General features: G+C 74.1%; 11 protein-coding genes. 5 read left to right on the top strand and 6 right to left on the bottom strand.

Going from position 1 to position 11669, the window contains the following annotated elements; genetic code table 11:
* Nucleotides 1–258 precede the first annotated feature (258 nt).
* The 3 genes from ACOJTC_RS03660 to mraZ all read right to left on the bottom strand — a co-directional run bounded on the left by ACOJTC_RS03660 (nt 259) and on the right by mraZ (nt 2607).
* Nucleotides 259–861, bottom strand: a complete 603-nt coding sequence (locus tag ACOJTC_RS03660) for a hypothetical protein (RefSeq protein WP_420115733.1) — start codon at nt 859–861, stop codon at nt 259–261.
* Nucleotides 858–1967 carry a 16S rRNA (cytosine(1402)-N(4))-methyltransferase RsmH gene (rsmH, locus tag ACOJTC_RS03655; protein ID WP_420115732.1) on the bottom strand — a complete coding sequence of 370 codons (1110 nt, stop codon included), beginning with the start codon at nt 1965–1967 and terminating at the stop codon, nt 858–860. Before rsmH ends, ACOJTC_RS03660 begins: the two co-directional genes overlap by 4 nt.
* Nucleotides 1968–2175: 208 nt before the next feature.
* The gene (mraZ, locus tag ACOJTC_RS03650; RefSeq protein WP_420115731.1) at nt 2176–2607 is read right to left on the bottom strand and encodes a division/cell wall cluster transcriptional repressor MraZ; all 432 of its coding nucleotides are present in this window, start codon (nt 2605–2607) and stop codon (nt 2176–2178) included.
* Nucleotides 2608–2961: 354 nt separating this feature from the next.
* Here mraZ and ACOJTC_RS03645 point away from each other — a divergent pair, with 354 nt between their 5' ends.
* Genes ACOJTC_RS03645 through ACOJTC_RS03635 form a run of 3 tightly spaced genes read left to right on the top strand, consistent with a single transcriptional unit; the run spans nt 2962 to nt 5621 of the window.
* Entirely contained in the window at nt 2962–4209 is a 1248-nt protein-coding gene (locus ACOJTC_RS03645) for a MurT ligase domain-containing protein (protein WP_363652083.1), read from the top strand.
* Complete coding sequence (locus tag ACOJTC_RS03640; RefSeq protein ID WP_145920988.1) at nt 4199–4921, top strand: type 1 glutamine amidotransferase; 723 nt, start codon at nt 4199–4201, stop codon at nt 4919–4921. Before ACOJTC_RS03645 ends, ACOJTC_RS03640 begins: the two co-directional genes overlap by 11 nt.
* Nucleotides 4922–4937: 16 nt before the next feature.
* Nucleotides 4938–5621 (top strand): TVP38/TMEM64 family protein, encoded by a 684-nt coding sequence (locus ACOJTC_RS03635; RefSeq protein WP_420115730.1) that lies wholly within the window; start codon nt 4938–4940, stop codon nt 5619–5621.
* A 42-nt stretch (nt 5622–5663) separates the two neighbouring features.
* Here ACOJTC_RS03635 and ACOJTC_RS03630 read toward each other — a convergent pair whose 3' ends face one another.
* Complete coding sequence (locus ACOJTC_RS03630) at nt 5664–6341, bottom strand: response regulator (RefSeq protein WP_420115729.1); 678 nt, start codon at nt 6339–6341, stop codon at nt 5664–5666.
* Nucleotides 6338–7561 carry a sensor histidine kinase gene (locus ACOJTC_RS03625; RefSeq protein ID WP_420115728.1) on the bottom strand — a complete coding sequence of 408 codons (1224 nt, stop codon included), beginning with the start codon at nt 7559–7561 and terminating at the stop codon, nt 6338–6340. The genes ACOJTC_RS03630 and ACOJTC_RS03625 overlap by 4 nt, the downstream gene beginning before the upstream one ends.
* A 132-nt stretch (nt 7562–7693) precedes the next feature.
* Here ACOJTC_RS03625 and ACOJTC_RS03620 point away from each other — a divergent pair, with 132 nt between their 5' ends.
* Complete coding sequence (locus ACOJTC_RS03620; RefSeq protein WP_420115727.1) at nt 7694–8605, top strand: ABC transporter ATP-binding protein; 912 nt, start codon at nt 7694–7696, stop codon at nt 8603–8605.
* Nucleotides 8602–9444 (top strand): hypothetical protein, encoded by an 843-nt coding sequence (locus tag ACOJTC_RS03615; RefSeq protein ID WP_420115726.1) that lies wholly within the window; start codon nt 8602–8604, stop codon nt 9442–9444. The genes ACOJTC_RS03620 and ACOJTC_RS03615 overlap by 4 nt, the downstream gene beginning before the upstream one ends.
* A 94-nt stretch (nt 9445–9538) precedes the next feature.
* Here ACOJTC_RS03615 and leuS read toward each other — a convergent pair.
* Nucleotides 9539–11669 (bottom strand): leucine--tRNA ligase (leuS, locus tag ACOJTC_RS03610; RefSeq protein ID WP_420115725.1); only part of this gene is annotated, 2131 nt, incomplete at its 5' end.

Below are 11669 nucleotides of genomic sequence, written 5' to 3'. Positions count from 1 at the left end.
CGTCGGAGATCCCCCCGACGTCCCCGGTCCGGGGCTGCCCGGTGCGGGGCTCACCGGCGCGGCCCTGTCCCCGGGGCTCACCGGCGCGGGGTCCGGTGGCCGGGGATTCTCCGCCGCGCGGCTCCGGGGTGCGCGGCTCGGGGGTGCGGGGTTCCGGCGTCCGGGGCCCGCCGCCCCGGGCGGCCCCGCCACGAACCGATCCGCGCCGGGAGCCCGTGGGGTCCCGGCGCGGATCGTCGGATCTCGGTGGCACGGGCGTTACCCCCCGTTGCCCTGCTGGCTGGTGATCGCCGGCTGCCCGTCGGCCGGCTGCGGCACGCCGATCAGCCGACCGTCCGGCAGCCGGATGTACGCCGGTTCGCCCGCCTCGACCAGGCCCAGCTTGCGGGCCTCGGCGGTCAGGTTGCCCGGCTCCTTGGCCTCCTCGATCTCCTTCTCCAGCTGCTGCTGGTCGACGTCGAGGCGGGCCTGCTGCTGCTGGAGCTGCTGGAGCTTGAACGCGTTCTCGTTGATCTTGGTGTTGACCGCGAGGATGCCCAGCACCCCGCCGACGACCAGCACCACGATCAGTGCCGCGAACGGCGCCCGGGGCACCCGGACCGGCGGCGGCGGCGCCACCCGCAGCCGGGGCGACCCGGCGGCGGCGGTGGCGGTACGGGTGGCCGGCTGCTCCGCCGGCCGCAATGCGGCACTGCCCTGGGTGGGGAACTCGCGCGCCCCCCGGCGCGCCTCCCCCGCTCGACCGGTGAGGTCCGCCGGCGTCGTGGTACGGGCCGTGCGCTGCGCCGTGGTCCGGCCCCCCGACCGCGGTGCGCGCTGCCCGACGACCGCGTCGCGGCCGTCACGCTTGTTGACGTTCATGTCCCCTCCCCCTGTTCGTCCGTCCTGCCGTCCCCCGGGATCGCCTCCAGGTCCACTGTGGAACCCCGCGTCGACCCCGTGCCCGGTTGGTGCATCGCCCTGACCCGTCGGCCGGACCGTTCGCGGTCGGTCCGCCCCTGGTGACCGGTGGCCGGGTCGAGTCGCTCCGCCGCCCGCAGCCGCACGGATGCGGCCCGCGGGTTCGCGGCGACCTCGGCCTCCCCGGCGAGCTCGGCACCCCGGCTGAGCAGCCGGAACGTCGGACCCGACCCGGGGAGTTCCACCGGAAGGTCGACCGGGCCCTTACTGCGGACCCGGTCGGCGAGCGCCTGCTTGGTGAGCCGGTCCTCCAGCGAGTGGTAGGACAGGACCACCATGCGACCGCCCACGTGGAGCTTGTCGAGGGCGGCCGGCAGCGCCGTCTCCAGCACCGCCAGTTCCCTGTTTACCTCGATGCGTAAAGCCTGAAACGTTCTCTTGGCCGGGTGTCCCCCGGTTCGTCGCGCTGGTGCCGGAATGCTCTCCCTGACCAGCTCCGCCAGCCGGGCCGAGGAGGTGATCCGACCCCGCTCCCGCTCCCGCAGGATCGCCGAGGCGATCCGGCCGGCGAACTTCTCCTCGCCGTAGACCCGCAGCACCCGGGCCAGGTCCGGGTGGGAGTAGCTGTTGACCACCTCTTCGGCGGTCACCCCCCGGGTCTGGTCCATCCGCATGTCCAGCGGCGCGTCCTGGGCGTAGGCGAACCCGCGGTCGGGCGCGTCGAGTTGCAACGACGAGACGCCCAGGTCGAACAGCGCCGAGTCGACGCCCGGGTAGCCCAGCCGTTCCACCACCTCGGGCAACTCGTCGTAGACGGCGTGCTCCAGGTGGATCCGGTCGGCGAACCGGGCCAGCCGGACCCGGGCGTGCGCCAGCGCCTCGGTGTCCCGGTCCAGGCCGATCAGCACCGTGTGCGGATGCCGTTGCAGCACCGCCTCGGCGTGACCGGCCAACCCCAGCGTGGCATCGACGTGGACCGTACGGCCGCCCCGGTCCAGCGCGGGGGCCAGCAGCTCGAGGCACCGCTCAAGCAGCACCGGCACGTGCGTGCCGCGAAGCTCCCCCATGTCGACCCCCACTGTGGAATATGTCTCGTCGTGTCGCGCTCTGCCCGTCGGACGACGCCGTGCCGTCGTACCGCCAGATCCCCATCCGCTCCCGCCCCGGCCCCGGGCCGACGCCCGGAGTGGAGATCGTGCCCCTGGCACCGGGGAAGGGGCGCCAGGAACTCGAAAGCGGCTGGAGATCTCGCAGTACGTCGGGCGTCGCCGCGCCCTACAGACCGCCGGGCAGCACCCCCTCCTCGATGTCGGCGAAGTCGTCTTCGCTGTCGGCGAGGTAGCTCTCCCAGGCCGTCCGGTCCCAGATCTCCACCCGGGTGGACGCCCCGATCACCACCAGGTCCCGGTCGAGCGCGGCGTAGGACCGCAGGTGGGGCGGGATGGTGACCCGGCCCTGCTTGTCGGGGACCTCGTCGTGCGCGCTGGCGAAGAAGACCCGGCTGTAGGCCCGGGCCGCCTTGTTCGTCATCGGTTGCGCGCGCAACTGGTCGGCGATCCGGTGGAACTCGGGCGTGGGGAAGACGTAGAGGCAGCGATCCTGCCCTTTGGTGATCACGACACCCCCCGCCAGCTCGTCCCGGAACTTGGCCGGAAGGATCAAACGGCCCTTTTCGTCCAGGCGCGGAGTGTGGGTGCCGAGGAACATCGGCCCAACCCCCTTGCCCTGAGCGGCGTTCGCGGCGCCGCTGACCCCCTGGGCCGGTGGGCCCTCCCGGCCTCACCATTGCGCCCCACTCTACTCCACTTCCCTCCACCTGCAACCAGAATCGCCGCCCCGGCGCGTCGCCGTCGCGGCTAAAACCGCACGTCAGAGCGGGTGGAGCGGAGTGGAGGGGCGCGCCGGGCCGCAGCCGCGTCCGCTACCCGACATAGATCGACTCCATCCGGTGGAGCGTCCGCCGACCGGATGCCCGGCCCGCCCCGACCGAACGGTTCGCCGTCGGCGGCGATCTGGCGGGCGCGGGGGTCCGGTAACCTCGCTCGCGTGACGGACGCGAAGATGCCCCTGCGGGCGAAGGTGGCCAGCTCCGTGTCGAGGACCGCCGCGGCGCTGTCGCGCGCCGCCGGCCGGGGCGACGGCTCGGTGATCGGCGGATGGATCGGCCTGAAGATCGACCCCGACCTGCTGGCCCACCTCTCGGCCGGACGCGCCATCGCGCTGGTCTCCGGCACCAACGGCAAGACCACCACCACCCGGCTCAGCGCCGCCGCCGTCGGCGTGCTCGGCCGGGTCGCGACCAACTCGTTCGGCGCCAACATGCCCACCGGGCACACCTCGGCGCTGGCCAAGGCCGGCAGCACCCCGTACGCGGTGCTCGAGGTCGACGAGCACTACCTCGCGCAGGTGCTGGAGGCCACCGAGCCGCACGTGGTGGCCCTGCTCAACCTCTCCCGCGACCAGCTCGACCGGGCCAAGGAGGTCGCCATGATGGCGCAGCTCTGGCGCGCGGCGCTGGTCCGGCACACCGACGTACGGGTGGTGGCCAACGCCGACGACCCGATGGTGGTCTGGGCGGCCACCCCGCCCGCCGACCCCGCGCAGGGCATCCGCCCGCCGCACGTCACCTGGTTCAGCGCCGGCCAGCGCTGGCACGACGACTCCTGGGTCTGCCCCGAGTGCGGCTCCACCATCCAGCGCTCCGGCGAGCAGTGGTGGTGCTCCGGCTGCCCGCTGCGCCGCCCGGACGCCCAGTGGACGGTGGAGGACGACGGCGTGCTCGACCCCACCGGGGCCTGGCACAAGGTGACCCTCCAGCTCCCCGGCAAGGTCAACCTCGGCAACGCCGCCACCGCGCTGGCCGTCGCCGCCGAGTTCGGGGTACGCCCCGTCGACGCCGTCTCCCGGCTGCACACGGTCACCTCGGTCGCCGGCCGGTACGCCCAGGTCGACCGGGACGGGCGCAACATCCGGCTGCTGCTGGCCAAGAACCCGGCCAGCTGGCTGGAGGCGTTCGACATGGCCGACGAGGCGCCCACCCTGCTGTCCATCAACGCCCGTGACCCCGACGGGCTGGACACCTCCTGGCTGTTCGACGTCGACTTCGCCCCGCTGCGCGGCCGGCAGGTGCTGATCACCGGCGACCGCGCGTACGACCTGGCGGTCCGGCTCGACGTCAACGGGGTGCCGTTCCAGCACGTCCGGGCGTTCGGCGAGGCGGTCCGGGCGGTCCCGCCGGGCCGGCTGGAGGTCATCGCGAACTACACCGCCTTCCAGGACATCCGAGCGGAGTTGGACCGTGTCAACTGAGAGCCTGCGTATCGTCTGGATCTACCCCGACCTGCTCTCCACCTACGGCGACCGGGGCAACCTGCTGATCCTGGCCCGCCGGGCGCAGCAGCGCGGGATGCCGGTCGAGGTGCTGGAGGTCCGCTCCGACCAGCGGCTGCCCGCCACCGCCGACATCTACCTGCTCGGCGGCGGCGAGGACGGCCCGCAGGCGCTCGGCGCGCAGCGGCTGCTCGCCGACGGTGGCCTGCACCGGGCCGTCGCCCAGGGCTCGGTGGTCTTCGGCGTCTGCGCCGGCTACCAGCTCCTCGGCACCTCCTTCTTCGCCAAGGGCACCCGGTGCGCCGGGCTGGAGCTGCTCGACCTCTCCTCCGACCGGGGTCCGACCCGGGCGGTCGGCGAGCTGGCCGGCGAGATCGACCCCCGGCTGGGCGTGCCGCCGCTGTCCGGGTTCGAGAACCACGGCGGCCGGACCCACCTCGGCCCCGGCGTGTCGCCGCTGGCCCGGGTCAGTGCCGGGGTCGGCAACGACGGCGTCACCGAGGGCGCGTGGCGGGGCAAGCTGCTGGGCACGTATTCGCACGGGCCGGCGCTGGCCCGCAACCCCGCCCTGGCCGACCTGCTGCTGCGCTGGGCCACCGGCGCGCACCAGCTCCCGCCGCTGGACGACACCTGGGCCGAGCGGCTGCGCACCGAACGCCGCGCCGCCGTGGCCGCCGCCGCCCGCCCGTGATGTCCGCCGCCCGCCCGTGACCTCCGCCGTCCGGCGGCTGCTTCGCCAGCCGTCGGCACGTCGGTTCGCCCTGCTGCTGGTCATGCTCGCGGGGTTCCTGGTGCTGCTGCTGGTCACGCCGCACCCGGACGTCGCCGAACTGCCCCGGCTGGCCGACTCGCTCGGCGGGTACGCCCCGGTGCTGGGCGTGGTGGTCGGGGCGCTGCTGCTGGTGGCCCTGGTCCCCCGGACCTTCGTCACGCTGGCGGCGGGAGCGGTGTTCGGCCCGTTGGAGGGCGCGGCGTACGCGCTCGGCGCGGCACTGCTGGCCGCCGCGCTCGGCTTCGCCGTCGGCCGGGTGCTGGGCCGGGAGTTCGTCGCCGAGCGGGTACGCGGCCGGCTGGCCCGGCTCGACGGCTGGTTCGCCCGGCAGAGCGTGCTCGGCGTGATCACCGTACGGATGCTGCCGGTCGCCGGGTTCGGGCTGGTCAGCTACGGCTACGGCACCACCGGCGCGCGGGTGCTGCCGTTCCTGGTCGGCAGCGTGCTGGCCTCCGCCCCGACCGCCTTCGGCTACGCCGCCATCGGCGCGGCGGCCAACTCCCCCGGCAGCATCAACTGGTACGCCGCCGCCCCGGCCAGCCTCGGGCTGATCGCCAGCGCGGTGCTGGCGTACCAGTGGTGGCGGGCGGAGCGCGCCCGCCGTCTCGACCCGGGCTGACCCCGGCCGGACCGTCAGGTGACGTGCCACCGCCCGGGTGGATCAGGACCCCCGTTCCGCGTCCCGGTGTGCGGGGTCGACCAGTCCGGCCTCGTAGGCCGCGATGACCAGGTGCACCCGGTCCCGTGCGCCGAGCTTGGTGAACAGCCGGGCCACGTGGGCCTTGGCGGTGGCCGCGCTGATGAACAGGTGCGCGGCGATCTCCGCGTTGGACAGTCCCCGACCCACCAGGGTCAGCACCTCGCGTTCCCGCACGGTCACCCCCGGCAGGGGGCGCTGGTGGGGCACCCGGTCGGGGCGGCGGGCGAACTCGGCGATCAGCCGACGGGTCACCGCCGGCGCGATGAGGGCGTCGCCGGCGGCGACGACCCGGACCGCGCCGAGGATGTCGTCCAGGGCCATGTCCTTGACCAGGAATCCGCTCGCCCCGGCACGCAGTGCGCCGTGCACGTGCGCGTCGTCGTCGAACGTGGTCAGCACCAGCACCCGGGTCGGGCCACCGGCGGCGGTGATCGCCCGGGTGGCGGTGATGCCGTCGGTCCCGGGCATCCGCAGGTCCATCAGCACCACGTCGGGCAGCACGTCCCGGGCCAGCCGGACCGCCTCCGCGCCGGTGCCGGCCTCACCGACCACCTCGATGTCGGGCGCGTCGGCGATCAGCACCCGCAGACCGGCGCGGACCAGCGGCTGGTCGTCGACGAGCAGCACCCGGATGCTCACCCGTCGGCCCCGGCGGGGACCCGTCCGCCGTCGACCGGCAGGCGGGCGGCGACCCGGAAGCCGCCCTCCGGGCGCGGCCCGGCGGCGAACCGGCCCCCGAGCAGCGTCACCCGTTCCCGCATGCCGACGATCCCGTGTCCGACGCCAGCACCGCAGGGCGGAGTGCCCCGGCCCGCGTCGACCACCTCGACACGCAGCCCGTCCGGCAGATAGCCGAGGGTGACCTGACACCGGTCGACGTCGGCGTGCCGGACGACGTTCGTCAGCGCCTCCTGCACGATCCGGTAGGCGGCGAGGTCGACCTCCCCGGGCAGGGGTCGGGACGGGCCCTCCCGGCGTACCGCCACCCGGACCCCCGCGTCGGCGGCGACGTCGACCAGCCGGCCCAGGTCCGCGAGACCCGGCGGCGGATCCAGGGACGCCGCCGCCTGCTGCGGGTGACGCAGCGCTCCGACGGTACGCCGCAGCCCGGCCAGCGTGTCCCGGCTGGTCTGCTCGATGGCGGCGAGTGCGGCCCGGGCCTGTCCCGGCTGGGTGTCGATGACCCGGGCACCGACACCCGCCTGGATGGCGATGACACCGATGCTGTGCGCCACCATGTCGTGCACCTCCCGGGCGATCCGCAGCCGCTCCGCGGTGACCGCCTCGACGGCGGCGTGCGCGCGTGACTCCTCGGCGTGCCGACGGCGGGCCCGTGCCGCGCCGCCGGCCACCACGGCGGCGACCACCAGCAGCACCGAACTGGTGGCCCGGTCGACCGGGCCGGTGGCTGAGTTGACGAAACCCGCCGTGACCTGCAGCACGAGCACCACGGCGGCGGCGAGGACCGCGATCCGGCCCGGGAAGCGTGCCGCGACCAGCCCCACCATCGCATCGACGACGAGGAACTGCAGGTACCAGACGGCGGACAGGTAGCCGTTCTCCCAGGCACTCGTCGCCACGGTCACCGTGCAGGCCCCGGCGAGCGCCAGCCCCAGCGCGAGCAGCGGGCGACGCCCCAGCAGGGCGGCGGGCAGCAGCACCACCAGCGCCGGCGCGAGGTAGCGCAGCGGAATTCCCGGCACGCTCCCGTCGGGGGTGGGGACCGGCAGGAGCGGACCACCGATGCCGACGGTCGACGCGAGCAGCACCACGACCGGGAGCAGGCCCACCCCGGCCCAGATCAGGACCGTCCGCACCCGGCGGGCGACGGGAGCCGGACGGGCGGCGACGGCACGCATGGGGACACCGTAGCCAGTGGGCGGCCGGGTGGTCATCGGCCGGCGGGCGTACGCCCCGGGGCCTACCCCGCGGGGCCGGAAGCGGCCGGCGGTACGACGCCCGGCAGCGCACCGTCCGGCAGCGTCGAACCCGTGATAGAGATACGTGACCTCACCAAGCGGTACGGCCGGACCACGGCCGTCGACCGGCTCACCCTCACCGTCCGGCCCGGGCACGTGACCGGATTCCTCGGGCCCAACGGCGCCGGCAAGTCCACCACCCTCCGGCTGCTGCTCGGCCTGCACCGCCCGACCAGCGGCAGCACCCTGATCGACGGGCAGCCGTTCGCCGCACGCCGGCGCGGGTTGCGGCACGTCGGCGCGCTGCTCGACGCGGGCGACGTGCACGGCGGGCGCAGCGCCCGGTCGCACCTGCGGGCGCTGGCCGCCAGCAACGCCATCGGCCGGTCGCGGGTCGACGAGGTGCTGGGCGAGGTGGGCCTGAGCGGCGTCGCCGGACGCCGGATCGGTGGTTTCTCGCTCGGCATGAAGCAGCGGCTCGGTATCGCCGCCGCGCTGCTGGGCGATCCGCCGACGCTGCTGTTCGACGAGCCGTTCAACGGCCTCGACCCGGCGGGGGTGCGCTGGGTGCGCGAACTGTTCCGGCGGCTCGCCGCCGAGGGCCGGACCGTCCTCGTCTCCAGCCATCTGATGAGCGAGATGGAACAGACCGCCCAGCACCTGGTGGTGATCGGCCGGGGCGAGTTGATCGCCGACGAGAGCCTGGCCGAGTTCGCCGCCCGCAGCGTCCGGACGCAGGTCGTGGTCCGTACGCCCGACCCGACGGCGCTGACCGTCGCGGTGCGCGAGGTGGGCGCGGACGTCGGGACGGCCCCCGACGGGGCGCTCACGGTGACCGGCCTGAGCCCGACGGCGCTCGGCGACCTGGCATTCACCCGGGGCATCCCGGTGCACGAGTTGATCACCCGGTCCACCTCGTTGGAGGAGGCGTTCATGAACCTCACCGCCGACCGCGTCGACTACCGGGCGGGAGAACACCGGTGACCGCACCGACCGAGGCCGCCCGGGGCGCCGGCCGCCGGGCCGTCGAGCCCGCCGCCCGCTTCCGTGACCTGCTCGCCGCCGAGTGGCTCAAGCTGTGGTCGCTGCGGTCCACCTACGGGTCGCTGGCGCTGATCGCGGTGTCGGCCATGCTGTTCAGCGTGCGGGCGGCCCTGGCCGACCACCACAACTGGCCTGGCTACTCGGCGGAGCGGCAGGCCGCGTTCGACCCGATCCACGACGCCTTCCCCGAGGAGGGGTGGTTGTTCGTCATCCTCGCCGCCGGGGCGGTCGGCGCGGTGACGATCGCCGGTGAGTACGCCAGCGGCCAGATCCGTACGACGTTCGCCGCCGTACCGGCCCGATCCGCCGTCGCCGCCGCCAAGGTGCTGGTGTTGGCGACGGTCATGCTGGTCGTCGGGGTGCTGACCGCAGGTGTGTCGTTCGGGTTGTCGCAGGCCATCCTCGCCGACCGGGGGGCCGGCGCGTCGCTCGGCGAGCCGCAGGCGTTGCGGGCGGTGGTCGCCTCGGCGCTGCTGCTACCGGTCTGCGCGCTCATCGGCCTGGGCTTCGGCGCGTTGCTGCGGCACACCGCCCCGGCGATCGTCGCGACCACGGGGCTGCTGCTCCTGCTGCCGCTGGCCTTCGACCTGGAGAACCGGTGGACGGCCGCGATCCACAACGCCCTGCCGGTACCGGCCTGGGAACGGCTCGTCGCGAACCCGTACATCCAGTTCAACGAGCACCTCGCCACGGTCCCGGGTTCCTGGGTGGCGCTCGCCGCCTGGCCGGTCGTCGCCACCCTGGTCGCCGCGCTGGTCGTGCACCACCGCGAACCCTGACCGGCCCCACGGTCCGCAGCGGCACGCCGGGCGGGCCGGTGGGAAGGGCCCCTCGCGCCGCATGAAGCGTCGACGAGGGGCCCTTCCTTTCACGTCAGGCGACGACCGAGACCAGCCGGCCCGGCACCACGATGACCTTGCGCGGCTCCTTGCCGGCCAGCGCGGACGCGACCGCCTCCAGGGCCGCCGCCCGGACGGCCTCCTGCGCGGCGTCGGCGGGCACCTCGATCCGGCCCCGGACCGTGCCGTTGACCTGCACCGGGTAGGTGACCGTGTCGGCGACCAGCAGCGCCGGGTCGGCGGCCGGGAAGTCGGCGTACGCCAGCGAGGTGTCGTGGCCCAGCATCCGCCACAACTCCTCGGCCACGTGCGGGGCGAACGGGGCCAGCATCAGCACCAGCGGCTCGGCCGCCTCGCGCGGGGTCTGTTCCAGCCGGGTCACCGCGTTGGTCAGCTCGATCAGCTTGGCGATCGCGGTGTTAAACCGGATGCCCTCCATGTCGGTCCGGACCCCGTCGATCACCCGGTGCAGCAGCCGTCGGGTGGCCTCGTCGGCCGGCGCGTCGGTGACCCGCAGCGTGCCGGTCTGCTCGTCGACCACGGCCCGCCACACCCGTTGCAGGAACCGGTACGACCCGACCACCGCCCGGGTCTCCCAGGGGCGGGACACCTCCAGCGGGCCCATCGACATCTCGTACACCCGGAAGGTGTCCGCGCCGTAGGCCGCACACATGTCGTCGGGGGTGACCACGTTGCGCAGCGACTTGCCCATCTTGCCGTACTCGCGGGTCACCTCGTGCTCACCGTGGAACCAGCGCCCGTCGACCTCGACGACCTCCTCGGCCGGCACCGGCGTGCCCCTGGAGTCGCGGAACGCGTACGCCTGGATCATGCCCTGGTTGAACAGCTTGCGGAACGGCTCGAACGACGACACGTGCCCCAGGTCGTACAGCACCTTGTGCCAGAACCGGGCGTACAGCAGGTGCAGCACGGCGTGCTCGGCGCCGCCGACGTACAGGTCGGTGCCCCCGCAGTCGCCCTCGGCGCGCGGACCCATCCAGTACGCCTCGTTCTCCGGGTCGACGAACCGCCCGGAGTTCGTCGGGTCCAGGTAGCGCAGCTCGTACCAGCAGGAGCCGGCCCACTGCGGCATCACGTTGGTCTCCCGGGTGTAGCGCTTCGGCCCGTCGCCCAGGTCCAGCTCCACCTCGACCCAGTCGCGCCGCCGCGACAGCGGGGTCTCCGGGTTGCTGTCGGCGTCGTCGGGGTCGAACGTCTTCGGGGAGAAGTCGTCCACCTCGGGCAGCTCGACCGGCAGCATCTCCTCGGGCAGCGCGATCGCCGCACCGGTGGAGTCGTAGACGATCGGGAACGGCTCGCCCCAGTAGCGCTGCCGGGAGAACAGCCAGTCCCGCAGCCGCCAGGTGACCGCGCCGACACCGTGGCCGTTGGCCTCCAGCCAGGCGATGATCGCCGCCTTGGCGTCGGCCACCCCCAGCCCGTTCAGGTCCAGGCCACGCTCGGGGGCGGCGCTGTTGATCGCCGGCCCGTCCCCGGTCCACGCCTTCCCGTCGAACCCGTCGGCCGGCTGCACGGTCCGCACGATCGGCAGGTCGAACACCTCGGCGAAGGCCCAGTCCCGCTCGTCCTGGGCGGGCACCGCCATGATCGCGCCGGTGCCGTAGCCGGCCAGCACGTAGTCGGCGATGAAGATCGGGATCTGGCCGCCGGTGACCGGGTGGGTGGCGTACGCGCCGACGAAGACGCCGGTCTTCTCCTTGGTGTCGGCCTGCCGCTCCACGTCGGTCTTGGCCGCCGCCGCCTTCCGGTACGCCTCGACGGCCTCCCGGGGGCCGGCGTGCCCACCGGTCCAGGCATCCCGCGTCCCGGCCGGCCAGGCCGCCGGGGTCAGCGCGTCGACCAGCTCGTGCTCGGGGGCCAGCACCAGGTAGGTGGCCCCGAAGATGGTGTCCGGCCGGGTGGTGAAAACTCTGATGCGGGCTCCGCCCGCGACACCGGAATCAGTGGTCCCGGTCGGGAAGTCGATGTGCGCACCTGTCGAACGGCCGATCCAGTTGCGCTGCTGCAGCTTGATCGACTCGGGCCAGTCCAGCGTGTCCAGGTCGTCCAGCAGCCGGTCACCGTACGCGGTGATCCGCATCATCCACTGCTTCAGGTTGCGCTTGAACACCGGGAAGTTGCCCCGGTCGGAACGGCCGTCCGGG

The sequence above is a fragment of the Micromonospora sp. genome, assembly GCF_048594385.1.
Taxonomy (GTDB): Bacteria; Actinomycetota; Actinomycetes; order Mycobacteriales; family Micromonosporaceae; genus Micromonospora; species Micromonospora wenchangensis.
The sequence above is the reverse complement of the archived record's forward strand: the minus strand, read 5'-3'. Positions and strand labels throughout refer to the sequence as shown.

Bases quoted from the DNA above. Each gene is read 5' to 3' on its own strand.
- ACOJTC_RS03645 (WP_363652083.1), top strand. From the start codon at position 2,962: ATGCCCCTGCGGGCGAAGGTGGCCAGCTCCGTGTCGAGGACCGCCGCG.
- ACOJTC_RS03660 (WP_420115733.1), bottom strand. From the start codon at position 861: ATGAACGTCAACAAGCGTGACGGCCGCGACGCGGTCGTCGGGCAGCGC.
- mraZ (WP_420115731.1), bottom strand. From the start codon at position 2,607: ATGTTCCTCGGCACCCACACTCCGCGCCTGGACGAAAAGGGCCGTTTG.
- rsmH (WP_420115732.1), bottom strand. From the start codon at position 1,967: ATGGGGGAGCTTCGCGGCACGCACGTGCCGGTGCTGCTTGAGCGGTGC.
- ACOJTC_RS03625 (WP_420115728.1), bottom strand. From the start codon at position 7,561: ATGCGTGCCGTCGCCGCCCGTCCGGCTCCCGTCGCCCGCCGGGTGCGG.